This window comes from Mesorhizobium montanum, assembly GCF_033977145.1.
In the GTDB taxonomy this organism is placed as follows: domain Bacteria; phylum Pseudomonadota; class Alphaproteobacteria; order Rhizobiales; family Rhizobiaceae; genus Mesorhizobium; species Mesorhizobium montanum.
The window spans coordinates 17,235-35,204 of record NZ_JAVIJF010000021.1; the positions used below are offsets into that span (position 1 = coordinate 17,235).

At 62.6% G+C, this 17,970-nt stretch carries 15 protein-coding genes; 8 read left to right on the forward strand and 7 right to left on the reverse strand.

Annotation, left to right across the window (positions count from 1 at the left end; all coding sequences use genetic code 11):
• Position 1 precedes the first annotated feature (1 nt).
• From RFM68_RS25465 to RFM68_RS25475, 3 genes are all read right to left on the reverse strand, one after another.
• Complete coding sequence (locus RFM68_RS25465) at positions 2–1,438, reverse strand: glutamine synthetase family protein (RefSeq protein WP_430694928.1); 1,437 nt, start codon at positions 1,436–1,438, stop codon at positions 2–4.
• Between the two features lie 97 nt (positions 1,439–1,535).
• A complete protein-coding gene (locus RFM68_RS25470; protein WP_320235791.1) occupies positions 1,536–2,489 on the reverse strand; it encodes an ATP-grasp domain-containing protein in 954 nt (317 codons plus the stop codon).
• Between the two features lie 5 nt (positions 2,490–2,494).
• Entirely contained in the window at positions 2,495–3,310 is an 816-nt protein-coding gene (locus RFM68_RS25475; RefSeq protein WP_320235792.1) for a hypothetical protein, read from the reverse strand.
• Positions 3,311–3,396: 86 nt separating this feature from the next.
• On the opposite strand from RFM68_RS25475, the gene RFM68_RS25480 reads away from it, so the two are divergent.
• On the forward strand, positions 3,397–4,104 hold the full coding sequence (locus tag RFM68_RS25480) for an HAD family hydrolase (RefSeq protein WP_320235903.1): 708 nt from the start codon (positions 3,397–3,399) through the stop codon (positions 4,102–4,104).
• A gap of 49 nt (positions 4,105–4,153) precedes the next feature.
• Here RFM68_RS25480 and RFM68_RS25485 read toward each other — a convergent pair whose 3' ends face one another.
• From RFM68_RS25485 to aceA, 3 genes are all read right to left on the reverse strand, one after another.
• Positions 4,154–4,537, reverse strand: coding sequence for a response regulator (locus tag RFM68_RS25485; RefSeq protein ID WP_320235793.1), 384 nt, complete (start codon positions 4,535–4,537; stop codon positions 4,154–4,156).
• 291 nt (positions 4,538–4,828) lie between these two features.
• The gene (locus tag RFM68_RS25490) at positions 4,829–5,071 is read right to left on the reverse strand and encodes an SMc00767 family acetate metabolism repressor (protein ID WP_320213397.1); all 243 of its coding nucleotides are present in this window, start codon (positions 5,069–5,071) and stop codon (positions 4,829–4,831) included.
• A gap of 54 nt (positions 5,072–5,125) precedes the next feature.
• The gene (gene aceA, locus RFM68_RS25495) at positions 5,126–6,415 is read right to left on the reverse strand and encodes an isocitrate lyase (protein WP_320235794.1); all 1,290 of its coding nucleotides are present in this window, start codon (positions 6,413–6,415) and stop codon (positions 5,126–5,128) included.
• Between the two features lie 251 nt (positions 6,416–6,666).
• On the opposite strand from aceA, the gene RFM68_RS25500 reads away from it, so the two are divergent.
• The 6 genes from RFM68_RS25500 to RFM68_RS25525 all read left to right on the forward strand — a co-directional run bounded on the left by RFM68_RS25500 (position 6,667) and on the right by RFM68_RS25525 (position 13,667).
• On the forward strand, positions 6,667–8,106 hold the full coding sequence (locus RFM68_RS25500; protein ID WP_320235795.1) for a helix-turn-helix domain-containing protein: 1,440 nt from the start codon (positions 6,667–6,669) through the stop codon (positions 8,104–8,106).
• A 156-nt stretch (positions 8,107–8,262) separates the two neighbouring features.
• Complete coding sequence (locus tag RFM68_RS25505) at positions 8,263–9,213, forward strand: DMT family transporter (protein ID WP_320235796.1); 951 nt, start codon at positions 8,263–8,265, stop codon at positions 9,211–9,213.
• Between the two features lie 341 nt (positions 9,214–9,554).
• Entirely contained in the window at positions 9,555–10,652 is a 1,098-nt protein-coding gene (locus RFM68_RS25510) for a polyamine ABC transporter substrate-binding protein (RefSeq protein WP_320235797.1), read from the forward strand.
• An 85-nt stretch (positions 10,653–10,737) separates the two neighbouring features.
• Positions 10,738–11,877, forward strand: a complete 1,140-nt coding sequence (locus tag RFM68_RS25515; RefSeq protein WP_320235798.1) for an ABC transporter ATP-binding protein — start codon at positions 10,738–10,740, stop codon at positions 11,875–11,877.
• Between the two features lie 9 nt (positions 11,878–11,886).
• Entirely contained in the window at positions 11,887–12,852 is a 966-nt protein-coding gene (locus RFM68_RS25520) for an ABC transporter permease subunit (RefSeq protein ID WP_320235799.1), read from the forward strand.
• Complete coding sequence (locus RFM68_RS25525; RefSeq protein WP_320235800.1) at positions 12,849–13,667, forward strand: ABC transporter permease; 819 nt, start codon at positions 12,849–12,851, stop codon at positions 13,665–13,667. Before RFM68_RS25520 ends, RFM68_RS25525 begins: the two co-directional genes overlap by 4 nt.
• Positions 13,668–13,826: 159 nt before the next feature.
• Here the strand turns inward: RFM68_RS25525 and RFM68_RS25530 are convergent, their stop codons facing one another.
• Entirely contained in the window at positions 13,827–15,707 is a 1,881-nt protein-coding gene (locus RFM68_RS25530) for an AsmA family protein (RefSeq protein WP_320235801.1), read from the reverse strand.
• Positions 15,708–15,973: 266 nt separating this feature from the next.
• Between RFM68_RS25530 and RFM68_RS25535 the strand changes: the two genes are divergently transcribed.
• Positions 15,974–17,932: an acetoacetate--CoA ligase gene (locus RFM68_RS25535; protein WP_320235802.1), complete on the forward strand. Its 1,959-nt coding sequence runs from the start codon at positions 15,974–15,976 to the stop codon at positions 17,930–17,932.
• Positions 17,933–17,970: the final 38 nt, after the last annotated feature.

Sequence of the window (17,970 nt, forward strand, 5' to 3'; positions counted from 1 at the left end):
GTCAGACATTGAGAAGCAGATATTCCCGCTCCCACGGGCTGATCACTTCCATGAAGGTCTCGAATTCGGCCCGCTTGATGGCCGCAAAGGTGGCGGCAAAAGATTTGCCGAGAAGGGCGCCGAGCTCCTTGTCGCTCTCGAACAGGTCGACGGCCTCGAGCAGGCTGCGCGGCAGGTCGATCTCGTCCTCGTTTGCGGTAGTGAGCACCGGCGCCGTGGCCTTTTCCTTCTTCGTGATGCCGATCAGCCCGCAGGCCAGCGAGGCGGCCAGCGCAAGATAGGGATTGGCATCGGAAGACGGGATGCGGTTCTCGACGCGTCGCGCCGCCGGATCCGAGCGCGGTACGCGGAAGGCGGTCGTGCGGTTGTCATAGCCCCATTTGGTGTTGACCGGCGCCGATGCGGCCTGGGTCAGCCGGCGGTAGGAATTGACGTAAGGCGCAAACATGACCAGCGCGTTCGGCACATGTTTTTGCATGCCGCCGATGAAATGGAAGAACGCGTCGGTCTCCGAGCCGTCCTCGGCCGAGAAAATGTTCTTGCCGGTCTTTTTGTCGATGATCGACTGGTGGATATGCATGGCCGAACCCGGCTGTCCCTGGATCGGCTTTGCCATGAAGGTGGCGTAGATCTCGTGCTTCAGCGCCGCCTCGCGGATGGTGCGCTTGAACATGAACACCTGGTCGGCAAGCTCGATCGGGTTGCCGTGGCGCAAATTGATCTCGAGCTGGCCGGCGCCCTCTTCGTGGATCAGCGTGTCGATCTCCAGGCCCTGCCGTTCCGAGAAATGGTAGATGTCGTCGATCAGTTCGTCGAACTCGTTGACGCCGGCGATCGAGTAACCGGCGCCGCCGCCGATCGGTCGGCCCGAGCGCCCAACGGGCGGCGTCAGCGGATAGTCCGGGTCGGGGTTCTTGCGCACCAGATAGAATTCGATCTCGGGCGCCACCACCGGCCTGAGCCCGCGGTCGTCATAGGCGGCAAGCACGCGTCTCAGGACATTGCGCGGGGTGAACTCGACCGAGCGGCCGTCCTGGTGGACGAGGTCGCAGATCACCGCAGCCGTCGGGTCTTCTTCCCAGGGCACCGCGGTCAGCGTCGAAAGATCGGGCAGAAGCTTCAGGTCGCCGTCATCCTCAGGATAATGGAAGCCGTTGCCGTCCTCGGGATAGCCGCCGGAGATCGTCGTCATGAACACCGCCGAAGGCAGTGCCAGCGAGGTGTTGGAGGTGAATTTCTTCGACGGCATCATCTTGCCGCGGGCAACGCCCGCCTGGTCGGGCGTGATGCACTCGATGTCCTCGATGCCGCGCCATTCGAGCCAGGCGCTGGCTTCTTTCCAGTTCTTCACGCCGCGTTCGTTTTTCAGGAAGGCAGGCGTGCGGGCGCGTCCCCCCCGGCTTGACGGACGGACTTCCTTTTTTTCAGGCGGCATCATTCACCAGATTGTGTTGCGGATTTCGAAGTATAGCCGGGCGCCATGGGGGAAGGGAAGGGGAGGCGACAGGCGCTTGCCCGGGTGCGACTTCTTTGGTCTACAGCTTTTGCCGGTCGGTCGCGTCGAGCCACCGTAACAGCGCCGCCGCATAGAATCTGCGCCAACCGCTTTGCGGCGTCGACAGGAACCACGACTGGCGGATGTCCCATGTGTCGCCGGCCAGATCGCGCAGCCTGGTGTTGATGATGCCCTTTCCTGACAGCGGGTAGACCGAAAACTCGGAGAAATAGATTTCGCCGTCGATCTGATAGAAATCGCACCGCATGTGGTCGAAGGGTGCAGTCAGTCGCTCCGCGATCTCGCGCATCCGCAGAAACGACGGCGGCAGATCGATCTTCACCCACTGGCTGCCGCTGCCTGGTGGCACCGGTGCATAGCTCCCGTCGCGGTCGAAATGACTTTTCAGCTCGTTGCCCTGTCCGTCGCGCCGAGCGGCGTAGACGTAAGCCGTCTTCCCGTTCGAGACATGGAATTTATACTCCAGCGGAACCGGCACACCGTCCTGGATAAGCATCTCCTCGACGAAGATGAGCCGTCTTGCGTTCTTGTAAGCCCACTCGCCGAATTTCCCGCCGTATCGACAACGCATCCATCGCGCCGTTCGCCTCAAAAGCTTCGCCATGTCCACGTCGCCGCTGCGGATCATCATGTTCCAACGGCAGCCATGATTGGCCTTCACCACGACATTTCCGACAAGCAGCGCCGGTGGAATTTCTGTCGCATCGCGGCCGCTCCAAAACACTTTCGCGGTCTTGAGTTCCGGGCATATCGACAGGGCATATTCCTTGGACGCCAGCTTGTCGCATGCAGTGACATAAAGAGGGTTGTGATCGAAGATCTTCCGCCACAGGAATTTGTCGACATACGAAGCGGGCCTTGCCGGGTCGGGAAAGACGCCGCTGTGCCCGTAGGTTCTGTTCCAGATCACTGGATGGCGAAGAAGGCACCAAGCCGTCGTTGCGGCCAGGATCGCGCGATCGGCCATGCCCATCGGCATCAGCTCCCGCCTGCGCGCCCGGCGCCAGGTCGGAAGCGGACAAACACATCGCGGGTCATGTTGCGCGATACGCTGGTGCGGCCGACGACTGCCAGCCGCGGGTCAAGCGTCTCTTCCGCTCGCTCCGACCACAAGCGGGCCAGCGAGTACGGTTCCCATAGAACGAGCTGGAGGTCGAGCGGGGCCGTGTCGGCGATGCGCGACACGACAGACGCCTTGGGCGACACCATGCTGGCGACGTAGACTATCTGGGCGCCGCGATAGTCGTAGTCGCTCCCGTTGCAAAACGCCGCTTGGCAGCGTGTGTAGCCGAGCTTGGCAGCCAGAATATTGGCGGTCTCGACCGCGTCAGGCACGATATCCAGGCCGATTATCTCGGGAACCGGTGTCTGATCATGGATGCGGAACATGGTGAACGGGCGGCCGCCGCAGCCGACCATCACGGCACACTTGCAGTGGCAGAAATCGACATGTTCGAACACTTCATCGAGGCGTTTATAGGCGTCCTTCGAGGACATGACGCCGATAGTCGTTTTTTCCGTTGCTATTTGCCCGAACGACGTTGGCTCTTGCACGTCCCGGTCCAACATCTGCCTGATTTCAGCGGTGTCTTGCGCATGGACCATCTCGATGAAGGCTCGCGTAAGCATAGGCCGATGGGAAAACAGCTCCGGATGGCTGTCGAGCAGCGCTTCGCCCGCTTCATGACCCATGGCCACGCCGATATCGCGAATGCCGTTTATCAGCTCGGTCGGCGTGCGCTGGTGCGCGCTCGCAACGAAGCCTTCCAGCTCATCTTTCCACGAATCCTGCATGCACCCCCCGCGCTTTGCCGATCTCTGGCTAGCAGTGCCGGGCGAACGCGTCTACACCACCATTTCGCGAGGATGATGACGTGGCACTGTCCGCTCTTATCACGATCGGCTTGGATGCCGACGACACGCTGTGGCAGAACGAGCAATTCTTCCGCATGACCGAACGGCGCTTCATCGCCATGCTTGCCGAACACGGCGAGGCAAGCCACGTTTCGGCTAACCTGCTTGAAGCCGCCAAGCGCAATCTCGGCCTCTATGGCTTCGGCATAAAGAGCTTCACGCTGTCGATGATCGAGACGGCGATCGAGGTTACCGAAGGCCGCGTTCCGGCCTCGACGATAGCGGAAATCCTGGCCGCCGGCCGCGACATGCTCAGCCATCCGATCGAGCCGCTGCCGCACGCGCGCGAGACGGTCGAGAAGCTCGCCGGCGCCTATCGCCTGGTGCTGATCACCAAGGGCGATCTCATGGACCAGGAGCGCAAGCTTGCGCAATCGGGACTGGGCGAGCTTTTCGACGCTGTCGAGATCGTCAGCGACAAGAGCGCAGCCACCTATGCCCGCATTTTCAGCCGCCATGGCGACGGACCGCAAAAGAGCGTGATGGTCGGCAACTCGCTCAAGTCGGACGTGGTCCCGGCCATCGAGGCCGGCGGCTCGGGCATCTATGTGCCGCATGAGTTGACCTGGGCGGCCGAGCACGCCGAGGCGCCGGTCGCGGCGCCAAGGTTCCGGCAGATCGCCGACTTGAGCGAGCTGCCGGCGTTGCTCGAAAGCATCGCCACCGCGGGTTGATGGCCCTGTGCTTCGAAAAGGGCAGCGATCCTATCAAACGCTGAACTGTCTAGCCGCGTCCGACCAGGCGATCGACCACCGGTTGCAGCCCATCGGGCGTGATCGGCTTGGCAACCACCGCATCGACCACGCTCGACAGGCCAAGGCTCTCCGGAGTGCCAGTGCTGGTTGAGAGCAGGATCACCGCGGGCAGCGGCTTGCCGGAAGCGCGCCGCAGCGCGTCGATGGCCGACATCAGCCGGTCGCAATCCTTGTTGTCGGGCCCGCCGTCCAGGATGATGGCGCCGGGCAGATGGCCGGTCAGGGCTTTTTCGGCGGTTTCGGGCGGTTCCGAGATCGGCTTCAGTCCCGATTTCTCGACGATTTTCGACACCACGACCCGGTTGATCGACGACTTCCCGACGACGAGCACCTTGGAAAAATCCGCCGCCATCGCACCTGTGCGGGCCGCCGGTTTCGAATGTTTTTCGGTGGGGTCGTCACGGTCGGCGGGACACATCGGCGGGCGGGCACTCTGGTTCAATGCAGGGTTGAAACCTGAGGCACAATTGAGTGAGATTGTAGCCGGTGTCAAGCTGAAACGGTCGAGTTCGAAAATATAGCAAGAAATTCTGGAATTCAGAGCAAGTCGTGTCTCTCAACGATGAAGGCAAATCGAAAAAATGCGATAGTCTCCCGAACGTATAACGCGCGGGAGACATTCGCCGAGACTGTTGACGTTACGTCAAGTATGAGTCTGCTGCGTAACGATCACCGGGATCAAAAGGTCACCCCAGTTGCCGTCGCCGCCATGGTGCCTGGCCGAGCGCACCAGCTCCACCGAGACGCCTGCTTCGACTGCCTTCATGACCGACTGGTTGAGCCTGTGCAGATCGTTGGCGAGCATGCGGATTGTCGCCTGCTGGTCGACGCTCATTGCGCTCGATTGCTCTTCTGCCCTTTCCTTGACGCGGCTTATCGATGCCATTGGTCTTCTCCTCGATGTAAATGCCCTGCGGGCGTTTCCTCTGGTTGTTATCCGTTACTCGGCCGCCGGCCTGAACTGGGCGTGCTCGGTCGATTCATGCATGGCGGTGGTCGAAGACCGGCCGCCGGTGATCGCCATCGACACGGCGTCGAAATAGCCGGTGCCGACCTCGCGCTGGTGCTTGGTCGCGGTATAGCCGCGGGCCTCGGCCGCGAACTCGGCCTCCTGCAGTTCCGAATAGGCGGCCATCTGGCGGTCCTTATAGCCGCGCGCCAGCTCGAACATCCCGAAATTCAGCTGGTGGAAGCCGGCGAGCGTGATGAACTGGAACTTGTAGCCCATCGCGCCAAGCTCCTTCTGGAACTTCGCGATCGTCGCGTCGTCGAGGTTCTTCTTCCAGTTGAAGGACGGCGAACAATTGTAGGCGAGCAGCTTGCCCGGATGATGCTTGTGCACGCCTTCGGCGAACTTCCTGGCCTGCGCCAGATCCGGCTTCGACGTCTCGCACCAGATCAGGTCGGCGTGCGGCGCATAAGCCACGGCGCGCGCGATGCAAGGCTCGATGCCGTTCCTCACATTGTAAAAGCCTTCGACCGTGCGGCCGGCGTCGTAGTCGACGAAAGGCCGGTCGCGCTCGTCGATATCGGAGGTCAACAGCTTCGCCGCTTCCGCGTCCGTGCGCGCCACGACCAGCGTCGGCGTGCCCATCACGTCGGCCGCGAGGCGCGCCGCGTTGAGGTTGCGGATATGCGCCGCGGTCGGGATCAGCACCTTGCCGCCGAGATGGCCGCACTTCTTTTCCGAAGCCAACTGGTCCTCATAGTGGACGCCTGCGGCGCCGGCCTCGATGAAGGCCTTCATAATCTCGAAGGCGTTGAGCGGACCGCCGAAGCCTGCTTCGGCGTCGGCGACGATCGGCGCGAACCAGGTCTCGACCGAAAGCCCGTTGCCTTCGGATGTCTCGATCTGGTCGGCGCGCTGCAAGGTGCGATTGATGCGCTTGACGAGTTCCGGCGCCGCATTGGCCGGGTAAAGCGATTGGTCCGGATACATGGCCGAGGCGGTGTTGGCGTCAGCGGCTACCTGCCAGCCAGAGAGATAGATCGCCTTCAGCCCGGCCCGAACCTGCTGCATGGCCTGGTTGCCGGACATCGCGCCGAGCGCGTTGACGAAATCCTCCTCGTGGATGAGCTTCCACAGGCGGTTCGCGCCCATCTCGGCCAGCGTCTGGCGAATTTGCACGGAGCCGCGCAACCGCTTCACGTCCTGCGTCGAATAGGGGCGCTCGATGCCCTCGAAACGGCCTTCCGGCGCGGAAGGGACGAGGTTGTAAAAATCGGTCATTGATAACTCCGGATCGTTTGGCGACTGCTTCAGCTGGAACGTCACAAAGGCATTCCCCGTGATGTTCGTGTATGACACGATTTACATTGCAGCGCGAAAAACACCCAGGAAAACCGTCAAATGGTACCAAAAATAAAGGAAAAACTGTGTTGTCATTGACAAGCGATCTCTGTAAATTTGTCACGATTGTAAAAGCATCGAAGCGGACGCCGGATTTGATGTTCATGTAAATTCTTGTCAAGGATGGCAGGATGGCCGACCACAAGATCTTTGCCGGGCCGCGGCTGCGCCGGCTGCGCAACGTCAGGGGCCTGACCCAGACGGCAATGGCCGAGGGACTGGGCATCTCGCCCTCCTATCTCAACCTCATCGAGCGCAACCAGCGGCCGCTGACGGTGCAGCTCATTCTCAAGCTGGCCTCCGTCTACAAGGTCGATCCGCATGAATTGCAGGCGGAGACGAAAGGCTCGATCGCGGCACTGCGCGAGGCGTTCAGCGATCCGCTTCTTGCCGGCGAACTGCCTGGCGACCAGGAACTGATCGATCTCGCCGAGGTGGCGCCGAACGCTTCGGCGGCGATGGTAAAACTCTTTCGCGCCTATCGCGAGCAGGCAGAGCGCCTGTCCGACCTCAACCAGCTTCTGGCCAGGGAGGGCAGGTCGACCGCGCTGTCCGGCACGCGCCTGCCTGCCGACGAGGTCCACGAAGTGTTCGAGCGCCGGCCAAACCACTTTGCTTCGCTGGAAGAGGAGGCGGAAGCTTTCACATCGGTCCTCGACCCCGGCGATGATCTGTTCGGCGCGCTGAAGGCCTGGCTGAGGCGCGAGCACGGCATCGTCGTCAAGGTGCTGCCGGTCGCCACCATGCCCAACTGGCGCCGCCGTTACGATCGTCATTCGCAGCGCCTGTTTCTGTCCGAGCGGCTGTCGCCTTTCGACCAGCTGCGCGAAATCGCCATGGAGGCAAGCCTCATACGCATGTCGGTGGCCGTCGCCGGCGAAATCCAGGCGCTGAAGCTCGGCACCGACGAGGCGCGTCGGCTCGCCCGCTTCGAGCTCGGCCGCTATGCTGCTCATGCGCTGATGATGCCCTATCAGGCCTTCCATGCCGCCGCCCTGCGAGCCCGCTACGACATCGATGTCTTGCGTTCCCGTTTCGGCGTCTCTTTCGAACAGGCCGCCAACCGCCTGACCATGCTGCAGCGGCAGGGCGCATCGGGCGTGCCTTTCTTCATGCTGGAAGTCGACAATGCCGGCAACCGCTTCCGCAAGGCCGGCAGCGAGGGCTATCCGCAAAGCCGCTTCGGTGGCGGCTGTCCGAAGCTTCCCGTCCATGCGGCATTCTCGCAACCGGGCCAGATCCTGGTCGAGGCGGTGGAGATGCCCGACGGCGCCGAGTTCCTTTGCATCGCCCGCACGCTGGAAGGTCCGCAAGGCGCCTTCTCAGAACGGCCGCGGCGCACCGCTCTCCTGCTTGGCTGCGATATCGGCTTTCGCGACGAGATCGTCTATGGCGCGGCGCTGCCGGCCGGAACCGGCAAGCCCGGGCAGGGTTTCGCCACGCCGGTAGGCCCCGCCTGCAGGCTTTGCGAGCGCGTCGGCTGCCTGGCGCGCGCCGAACCGCCGGTGACGCGCCCGCTCGGCCTCGACGAGATGGTGACGGGCCTCAGCGCCTTCGATTTTCAGGGATGATATCGGCGATGTGTCCCAAGCCTCGCTGTATGCTGGATCACGCCGGGTTTGCGTCTTTGCGCTACGCGATTGGGACATAGTCCTGTCGTCTGAGACATAGAGTCTCTGTTGTCCTTGGTGCATCGTGTCTAACGCAACCCGCTGACAGTCATGTCCATGACCGATACCGCCCCGTCCCCCGTCGTCTTGCCAGCCGTCTCGCCGCGAGAGGAGCGCATCGGCATGCTGCTGGTTTTCCTTTCGGCGCTGATGTGGAGTTTCGGCGGCACCATCGCCCGTTTCATCCAAATCGACGACAGCTGGACCGTGGTGTTCTGGCGTTCGCTCTGGGCCGTGGCCTTTCTCATCGCGTTCATGCTCTGGCGCGACGGTTGGCGCGGTACTCTGAAACTCTTTCGGCACATGGGCCTGCCCGGCCTTGGCGTCGCCTTCTGTTTCGCCACCGCCTCGACCAGTTTCGTGGTGGCGCTTGCCTACACCACGGTCGCCAACATCCTCCTGATGCAGGCCGGCGTGCCGCTTCTGGCGGCCCTGCTTGCCTGGCTGCTGTTTCGCGAACGGGTCAGCCCGGCCACCTGGATCGCGATTGCCGCCGTCATCGCCGGCGTCGCCATCATGGTCTCCGAATCCCTGGGCAGCGCCGTCTCGCCGATCGGCGACGGCTTGGCGCTGCTGATCGCTGTGATGTTTTCGGTTGCAACCGTGATCACCCGACGCTTTGCCCATGTACGCATGGTGCCGGCCACATGCCTCGGTGCGCTGCTTGCCGGTGCGTTCGCCGCCTTGCAGGCGTCGGGGTTCGCGGTCTCGGGGCGGGACATGGGCTTCCTCTTCGCCTTCGGCGTCGTCAATCTCGGCGTTGGCCTCGCTTTTTTCGCCATGGGCGCGCGGCTGGTGCCGGCGGCGATCGCCGCCCTGCTCGGCACCTTCGAACCGATCCTCGGGCCGATCTGGGTCTGGCTCGTCCATTCCGAGGTCCCGTCGGTGCGCACCATCATCGGCGGCGCGGTCGTGGTCGCGGCGCTGCTCGTCCATATCGGCCTTGAGTTCAAGCGCCAGACGCGGCCGGCGCGTCCAGGCGTCACCGGCCTGCCGTCACCCAATTGATGCCGCATGAGTGTTTGCCATTGACAAGCGTGTCGCCGGGCGGGCAGGCTGCAATTACGGCAACAACAAGACAGGCGTATCTTGCCAAGTGTCTCCGCCGGCCCCGCAGGGGCCGGACCGCAAAGTCATATTTCTGTTTACGCCGCGGCGAACGCCGCTGACGCCGCTCTGATACCTTCCCGGAGGGAGGTTACGGGCCGCAACTGCTACTCAACGATCCGGCATGGCACCAGCGGATCGCATCTGTCGCCCTCCGGACAGCTCAACAGTCTGAACCAAATGCCGACCTGCGTTCACGCTGCGACAGGCCGGCAGGGGAATACTCACCAAAGGAGAACAGCATGATCCGCAAAGCGCTCTGGCTTTCGGCGACGTCGGCGTTTCTAACGCTTTTCACAATAAGCGGTCATGCCGAAGACCGCGTCGTCAACGTCTACAACTGGTCGGACTATATCGACAGCTCGATTATCGACGACTTCACCAAGAAGACCGGCATCAAGGTCGTCTACGACACCTTCGATTCCAACGAGATCCTGGAGACCAAGCTGCTTGCCGGCGGCAGCGGCTATGACGTCGTCGTGCCGAGCGCCAACTTCCTGGCGCGCCAGATCCAGGCAGGCGTGTTCCAGAAGCTCGACAAGTCGAAGCTGCCGAACCTCTCCAACATGTGGGACGTCATTTCCGAGCGCACCGCCAAATACGATCCGGGCAATGAATATTCGGTCAACTACATGTGGGGCACGGTCGGCCTCGGCTATAACGTCAAGAAGGTGCAGGCTGCGCTCGGCACCGACAAGATCGACAGCTGGGACGTGTTCTTCAATCCGGACAAGCTGGCCAAGCTGAAGGATTGCGGCGTCTATGTGCTGGATTCTCCCGCCGACATCATTCCGGCGGCGCTGAAATATCTCGGCCTCGATCCCAACAGCACCTCGCAGGATGACATTGCCAAGGCCGAGGAAACATTGCTGAAGGTCCGGCCCTATATCCGCAAGTTCCATTCGTCCGAATACATCAACGCTTTGGCCAATGGCGATATCTGCATGGCGATCGGCTGGTCGGGCGACGTCTTCCAGGCCCGCAACCGCGCCGAGGAAGCCAAGCAGGGCGTCGAGATCGGCTATTCGGTGCCGAAGGAAGGCGCCCAGATGTGGTTCGATCAGATGGCGATCCCCGCCGACGCCCCGCACACCGCCGACGCGCTCGAGTTCATCAACTACATGATGACGCCCGAAGTCATCGCCAAGTCGTCGAACTACGTGCTCTACGCCAACGGCAACAAAGCTTCGCAGCAGTTCATCGACAAGGCGATCCTGGAAGATCCTTCGGTCTATCCCGACGAGGAGACGACGAAGAAGCTCTATACCGTTGCGCCATACGATCCCAAGACACAGCGCGTCATCACGCGCACCTGGACCAAGATCGTCACCGGCCAGTAAAGCATTGAGACACGACCCCGGCAGCCAACTGCCGGGATCGCTTTCTTTTGGGGAGTTCAATTTAAAAAGTAACGGAGTGGGGATCATGAAATCGCTTGGCAGCATCCGCAGGGATTTCGCGCCATGGAACGACCCGAACGCCAAGCCATATATCCAGTTCGACAAGGTCACCAAGAAATTCGGTGACTTCACCGCCGTCAACAACTTGTCGCTGACCATCTTCGAGCGCGAATTCTTCGCCCTGCTCGGCGCTTCGGGCTGCGGAAAGTCGACCCTGCTCAGGATGCTTGCCGGCTTCGAGGAGCCATCCGCAGGCCGCATCCTGCTCGACGGGCAGGACCTGCGCGGCATCCCGCCCTACAAGCGGCCGGTCAACATGATGTTCCAGTCCTACGCGCTGTTCCCGCATATGACGGTGGAGAAGAACATCGCCTTCGGCCTCAAGCAGGAAGGCATGCCCGGAGCCGATGTCGAAAAACGCGTCGCCGAGATGCTCAAGCTGGTCAAGCTAGAGCAGTTCGCCAAGCGCAAGCCGCATCAGCTCTCGGGCGGCCAGCGCCAGCGCGTGGCGCTTGCCCGCTCGGTCGCCAAGCGGCCCAAGGTTCTGCTGCTCGACGAGCCGCTCGGCGCGCTCGACAAGAAGCTGCGCGAGGAAACCCAGTTCGAACTGATGGATCTGCAGCAGGAACTCGGCCTGACCTTCGTCGTCGTTACCCACGATCAGGAAGAAGCCATGACCATGGCCGACCGCATCGCCATCATGGACAAGGGCGAGGTTATGCAGGTCGCCACACCGGCTGAGATCTACGAGGCGCCGGCCTCGCGCTTCGTGGCGCATTTCGTCGGCAACGTGAACATGTTCGAGGGCAAGGTTGCCGAGCGCACGGCAAACACGACGCGTATCACCGGCGCAACCGGCGCTGAGATCGTCGTCGACAATGGCGGCGAGGCAGCCGCGGGCTCCAACATCGTCTTCGCGATCCGGCCGGAGAAGATCAAGATCTCCTCGAAAAAGCCCGCCGATGCCGTCAATGCGCTGGAAGGCGAAGTCTATGACGTCGCCTATCTCGGCGACATGACCGTCTATCATATCAAGCTCGACGACGGGCAGATCGTGCGGGCGAGCGCGTTGAACGCCTCGCGCGTCACCGAGGATCCGCTGACCTGGAACGACCGCGCTTGGGTCTCCTTCCGGCCCGACGCCGGCGTCGTGCTGGCCAGGTAGGAGGCGGACATGACAACCATCGCTGCGCCCGCCGCTCCATCGACCGCTACCGCCGCCACGTTGCCGACGCGGCTGGCGAAGGGCTTCGTCGACCGCCTCGTCATCATCGTTCCCTATCTCTGGCTGCTGTTCTTCTTCCTCGTCCCTTTCATCATCGTCTTCAAGATTTCGTTGTCGCAGACGGCGATTGCGATGCCGCCCTACACGCCGGTGCTCGACTTCAGGGATGGCGTCTCGGGATTCTTCGCGGGCTTCCGTGAGCTCAACTTCGACAATTACACCTGGCTCACCCAGGACGCGCTCTATTTCAACGCTTATGTGACCAGCCTGATCATCGCCGGTATCTCGACGATACTCACGCTGATCGTCGGTTATCCGATCGCCTATGGCATGGCGCGTGCGCCGGCAACGATCCGGCCGACCCTGCTGATGCTGGTGATCCTGCCGTTCTGGACCTCGTTCCTGATCCGCGTCTATGCCTGGATCGGTATTCTGAAACCCGAGGGGCTGCTCAATCAGGTCCTGCTCGCCACGGGGCTGATCAGCCAGCCGCTGGTCATCCTCAACACCTACACGGCGATCTTCATCGGCATCGTCTATTCCTACCTGCCCTTCATGGTGCTGCCACTCTATTCCTCGCTGGAGAAGATGGACTATTCGCTGATCGAGGCCGCACAGGACCTCGGCTGTCCGCAGACCGGCGCCTTCTGGAAGATCACCTTCCCGCTGTCGCTGCCCGGCGTCGTGGCCGGCTGCCTGCTGGTGTTCATTCCGGCGGTCGGCGAGTTCGTCATCCCGGACCTCCTCGGCGGCTCGCAGACGCTGATGATCGGCAAGACGCTCTGGAACGAATTCTTCTCCAACCGTGACTGGCCGGTCTCGTCGGCGGTGGCCGTGATCCTGCTTCTGGTGCTGACCATCCCGATCATGTTCTTCCAGCAGGCTCAGGCACGCGCACAGGAGCAGGGAAAATGAACTCGACCTGGAGCCGTTTCAACATCTCCTCGATCGTGCTGGGTTTTGCGTTTCTCTATTTGCCGATCGTGCTTTTGATCGTCTTTTCCTTCAACGAATCGAAGCTCGTCACCGTCTGGGGCGGCTTCTCGACCAAATGGTACGTGTCGCTGTTCCACAACCAGGGCCTGATGGACGCCACCTGGGTCACGGCGCGCGTCGGCGTCATCTCGGCTACGGTGGCGACCGTGCTCGGCACGCTCGCCGCCATCACGCTCACGCGCTACACGCGCTTCAGGGGGCGACTGCTTTTTTCGGGCATGGTGTTTGCGCCGCTGGTCATGCCGGAAGTCATTACGGGCCTGTCGCTGCTGCTGCTCTTCGTCGCTGTCGGGCTCGACCGCGGCTTTTTCACGGTGACGCTCGCGCACATCACCTTCACCATGTGCTTCGTGGCCGTCGTCGTGCAGTCGCGCCTGGTCACGTTCGACCGCTCGCTGGAAGAAGCGGCCATGGATCTCGGCGCGCCGCCGGTAAAGACCTTCTTCCAGATCACCTTGCCGGTCATCCTGCCGGCGATCATCTCCGGTTGGATGCTGGCTTTCACGCTCTCGCTGGACGATCTGGTGATCGCCAGCTTCACCTCGGGTCCAGGTGCCACCACGCTGCCGATGAAGATATACAGCCAGGTGCGCCTTGGCGTGACGCCGGAAATCAACGCCGCCTGCACCCTCCTGATCGCGGTGGTGGCGGTAGGCGTCATCATCGCCTCGATCGCCAACAAACGGCGCGAGATCCAGCGCCAGCTCGACGAGCGAGCCGCGCAGCGTGGTTGATTGATGGAAGCGGGGACGCTTTTGCACCCCTGCCTCCTGAACGGTTCATCGTCTCACGGAAACGGCGACCCGCTCTATCTTTTTGTTGATGCAATCCCGGACGGGAAGGCTACGGCGAAGTCACCAAGCCTTACCGCCCACACTTTTCTTGGAAACGCTCTATTGGCCGGAAACGCCGGGAGCGATCGGTGATATGAATGGCGCGCTCCAGTTGCCGCCGACGAAGAACAGCGACTGGCTCGGCGGCGCGGGAGCCGGGCTGGCCGCCTGACCATTGGCCGGCTGGGGCTGCTGCGCCGGCTGTCCGCTCGGTATGACGCCTCCCGAGAGCGCTAGCCCGCGCCCGACATAGGAGGCGATGCCGGACAGCCAGATCTTGTATTTCTGAGCGTTGATCTCGGCCTTGTCGAGGCGCGCCACGCCCTTCGAAATGCTTGCCTTGATCTCCGCGCCGTTGATCGGCAGCGAACCATTAGCGACGTCGTCGAGCGCGAAGAAGCCGCCTTGCTGGTTGCGCTTGAGGAAGGCCGGCAGGTCGAGCCCGTTGAGCGTGCCCGGCCCGAAAGTCGCCGAGAACGATCCGTCGGCATTCTCGAAGATCGAGTTCCAGGCCTTGCCGGGCCCCTTGAGGATGATCGATACCGTCCCGGTGCCGACCGGCACCAGCCGCGTCATTCCGGCCGCCGTGGCAAAAGCTCCCGTATCCACATCCGACGCCAGGAGCCGCATCTCGACCTGCGTGCCCTCCGGCTTGCGGTCGAAGCGCAGGCTGCTCTGGATGTTGCCGTTAAAGGCCGAGGCGTCGGATATGTCGAACACGGCAAGACCGTTCTTGACCTGCGCGGTCGCCGCGACGTCGGCCAGTTGCACCGATCCCGCCATGGCGTGTGCCGCCGACAGTCTGAGGTCGAGGTTTATGCGGTCGGCGAAACTGGTATCGATGTCGCCCGGGCCGACTTCGCCGGTGGGCGCAACAGGCGTGAAGGCCGACAGGAAAGATCTGAGATCGAGCGTGTCGAAGGCGAGCGTGCCGGCAATCACCGGGCGCCCCTCGGCGAAGGAGAAATCCAGCGCGCCCATGCCCGGATTGTTGTTGAGCGTGACGGTTGTGCTCTCGAACTTCGCGCGTCCCGCAGAGGCATTCACCTTGGTGGCGATCGAGACTGCGCCGATCGCCGCGCCGGGCGCGATGCCGGCCTGCGACCACTCCAGCACGCGCCGCAGCGAAGGCGCGGCGAACTTTGCTTGGCCGTCCAGATAGGCATTGTCCGACATCGAGGCCGTTCCGTCGAAGGACAATGTCGCGGGTGCCGCCTTGAAGGAGAGGGTGACCGGGGCGGTCCCCCCGGCAAACAGCACCAGCGGTCTCGCCGACGAGAAATCGAGCTGCACGCTTTCGCCACGCCAGATCCCGGTCGCGGTCAGCGAGGCTTCGCTGTTCATCGCTTCCCAGTTCACCTGGCCGCTCAGGCTGCTCAGGATTTCGGTTTCCTTGCCGGCGGCCGTAGTCACGACGCGGCCATCGCGGAACTCGACGGTGCCGAACGGATCGGAAGGCAATTTGCCGAGATCGGGCGTCTGCGGGTTGGCGGTGACCACGCCGCGCGCGGCATCGATCGAGCGCGTGATGCGGCCGCCGGTCGGAAGCGGCGGCAGATAGAAGCCGCTGGCCATGCGCTGGACCCTGATCGTCGGACGCACCAGCCTTGCCGTCGAGAAGGCGACGTCGCCCTGCAGGGCGGCCATGGCCGAGAGATCGACTTCGACGCGATCGGCCTCGACCACCGGCGGCGCATCGGTCTCGGTCCATTGCGACAGCGTCACGTCGCTGAGGATGGCCCGGAACTTCGGCCACACCTCGATACGCGGCGAGCCGTCGATCGTGACCCTGAAGCCGCTCCAGGCGCTCAATTCCCAGGCGATGCGGTCGCGTACGATGCGGGTCGAGGCAATCAGCGGCAGCGCGGCAACCGCGAGCGCGATGACGAGCACGGCAACGCCGATCGCCCACACACCGCGCCGGATCAAAGATGATGGCATTTCGCCCCGTATGCTTTCATTGCCGACAAAATCGCCCGACGGGTGTAACCGAGCGCCGACGCTTTTCAAGTCTTTATGGCCTTGCGATGGCATTTGCACAGCGTCCGCCACGGGGCGCCCGAACAAAATCTTGCTCTGCTGCGCTGCAATATGCATAAGCGGTCTGCACGATCCCGGTCCGCGGTTGCGCGCCGTTTTTGGGACGATGGCATATGCGATGTTGAGCTTAACTGGCTCAAACGCGATGCGCTTTGGGAGGAGCGATCATGGCCGCCGATACACCTTTGTGGACCCCGACGCAGGAGCGGATCGATGCGGCGCCCCTGACCGCGTTCATGAAAGCGGCGGAAGCAAAAGCCGGGCTGGCATTCTCCGGCTATGCCGAGCTTCACCGCTGGTCGATCGAGGATCGCGAAGCGTTCTGGAGCCTGGTCTGGGACTTTTGCGATCTTGTCGGCGACAAGGGTGAGCGGAACCTCGTCGATGGCGAGAGGATGCCCGGCGCCGGCTTCTTTCCCGGCGCCAGGCTCAATTTCGCGGAGAACCTTTTGAAGAAGACCGGCAGCGGCCCGGCCATCGTTTTTCGCGGCGAGGACAAGGTCGAGCGCCGGCTGTCCTGGAACGAACTTCATGCGCTGACCTCGCGGCTGCAGCAGCTCTTCCTGTCGCTCGGGGTCAAGGCCGGCGACCGCATCGCCGCCATGATGCCCAACATGCCCGAAGCGGTCGCCGCGATGCTGGCCGCAGCCTCGATCGGCGCGGTCTGGTCGTCATGCTCTCCCGATTTCGGCGAGCAGGGCGTACTCGACCGTTTCGGCCAGATCGAGCCGGTCGTCTTCATCGCGCCAGACGGCTATTGGTATAACGGCAAGGCGATCGAGGTGGCCGACAAGGTCCGCGCGATAGCAGTGAAGCTCTCCACGCTGCGCAAGGTGCTGATCGTCGACTATCTCGGCACCTCGGCCGATGTCGCCGCCACCATCGACAAGGCAGCCGCGCTCGACGAAGCGCTCTCGCCCTTCGCCGCCAGGACTGTCAGCTACGAGCGGCTGCCGTTCGCGCATCCGCTCTACATCCTGTTCTCCTCGGGCACGACCGGCATTCCGAAATGCATCGTGCATTCGGCTGGCGGCACGCTGATCCAGCACGTCAAGGAGCACCGGCTGCATGCCGGCCTGCTCGATGGCGATCGGCTGTTCTACTTCACCACTTGCGGCTGGATGATGTGGAACTGGCTGGTATCGGGCCTCGCCTCGGGCGCGACGCTTCTGCTTTATGACGGCTCGCCTTTCTACCCCGATGGCAATGCGCTGTTCGATTTCGCCGATGCCGAGCGGATGACCTATTTCGGCACTTCGGCCAAATTCATCAATTCGGTTCGCAAGGCCGGGCTGAAGCCGATCGCGAGCCACGATCTGTCGACCGTGCGCACGTTCTCTTCCACCGGCTCGCCGCTGTCGCCGGAGGATTTCCGCTTCGTCTATGACGGCATCAAGAAGGACGTGCATCTGGCCTCGATCTCGGGCGGCACCGACATCGTCTCCTGCTTCGTGCTCGGCGTGCCGACCGAGCCGGTCTGGAGCGGCGAGATCCAGGGACCGGGCCTCGGCCTGGCGGTCGACGTCTGGAACGACGACGGCAAACCGATCCGGCAGGAGAAGGGCGAGCTTGTCTGCACGAAAGCCTTCCCGTCGATGCCGATCGGCTTCTGGAACGACCCCGACGGCAAGAAATATCACGCGGCCTATTTCGAGCGTTTCGACAATGTCTGGTGCCATGGCGACTTCGCCGAATGGACGGCCCATGGCGGCATGATCATCCATGGCCGCTCGGATGCAACGCTCAATCCGGGCGGCGTGAGGATCGGCACGGCCGAGATCTACAATCAGGTCGAGCAGATGCCGGAAATCCTCGAGGCGCTCTGCATTGGCCAGGATTTCGACAATGATGTCCGCGTCGTGCTGTTCGTGCGGCTGGCCGCCGGCGTTACCTTGGACGACGATCTGGAAAAGCGAATCCGCGCCAAGATCCGCACCGGTGCCAGCCCGCGTCACGTGCCCGCCAAGATCGTCGCCGTCACCGACATCCCGCGCACCAAGTCCGGCAAGATCACCGAGCTCGCGGTGCGCGACATGGTCCATGGCCGGGCCGTCAAGAACAAGGAGGCGCTCGCCAACCCCGAGGCGCTGGAGCTGTTCAGGGACCTGCCGCAGCTCGCGACCTGAAACCCCTCATGGTTAACCAAACCTATGCGGCGAATTTA

Coding starts and splice junctions, on each gene's coding strand:
- RFM68_RS25465 (WP_430694928.1), bottom strand. CDS start 1,438: ATGATGCCGCCTGAAAAAAAGGAAGTCCGTCCGTCAAGCCGGGGGGGA.
- RFM68_RS25470 (WP_320235791.1), bottom strand. CDS start 2,489: ATGGGCATGGCCGATCGCGCGATCCTGGCCGCAACGACGGCTTGGTGC.
- RFM68_RS25475 (WP_320235792.1), bottom strand. CDS start 3,310: ATGCAGGATTCGTGGAAAGATGAGCTGGAAGGCTTCGTTGCGAGCGCG.
- RFM68_RS25485 (WP_320235793.1), bottom strand. CDS start 4,537: ATGGCGGCGGATTTTTCCAAGGTGCTCGTCGTCGGGAAGTCGTCGATC.
- RFM68_RS25490 (WP_320213397.1), bottom strand. CDS start 5,071: ATGGCATCGATAAGCCGCGTCAAGGAAAGGGCAGAAGAGCAATCGAGC.
- aceA (WP_320235794.1), bottom strand. CDS start 6,415: ATGACCGATTTTTACAACCTCGTCCCTTCCGCGCCGGAAGGCCGTTTC.
- RFM68_RS25500 (WP_320235795.1), top strand. CDS start 6,667: ATGGCCGACCACAAGATCTTTGCCGGGCCGCGGCTGCGCCGGCTGCGC.
- RFM68_RS25505 (WP_320235796.1), top strand. CDS start 8,263: ATGACCGATACCGCCCCGTCCCCCGTCGTCTTGCCAGCCGTCTCGCCG.
- RFM68_RS25510 (WP_320235797.1), top strand. CDS start 9,555: ATGATCCGCAAAGCGCTCTGGCTTTCGGCGACGTCGGCGTTTCTAACG.
- RFM68_RS25515 (WP_320235798.1), top strand. CDS start 10,738: ATGAAATCGCTTGGCAGCATCCGCAGGGATTTCGCGCCATGGAACGAC.
- RFM68_RS25520 (WP_320235799.1), top strand. CDS start 11,887: ATGACAACCATCGCTGCGCCCGCCGCTCCATCGACCGCTACCGCCGCC.
- RFM68_RS25525 (WP_320235800.1), top strand. CDS start 12,849: ATGAACTCGACCTGGAGCCGTTTCAACATCTCCTCGATCGTGCTGGGT.
- RFM68_RS25530 (WP_320235801.1), bottom strand. CDS start 15,707: ATGCCATCATCTTTGATCCGGCGCGGTGTGTGGGCGATCGGCGTTGCC.
- RFM68_RS25535 (WP_320235802.1), top strand. CDS start 15,974: ATGGCCGCCGATACACCTTTGTGGACCCCGACGCAGGAGCGGATCGAT.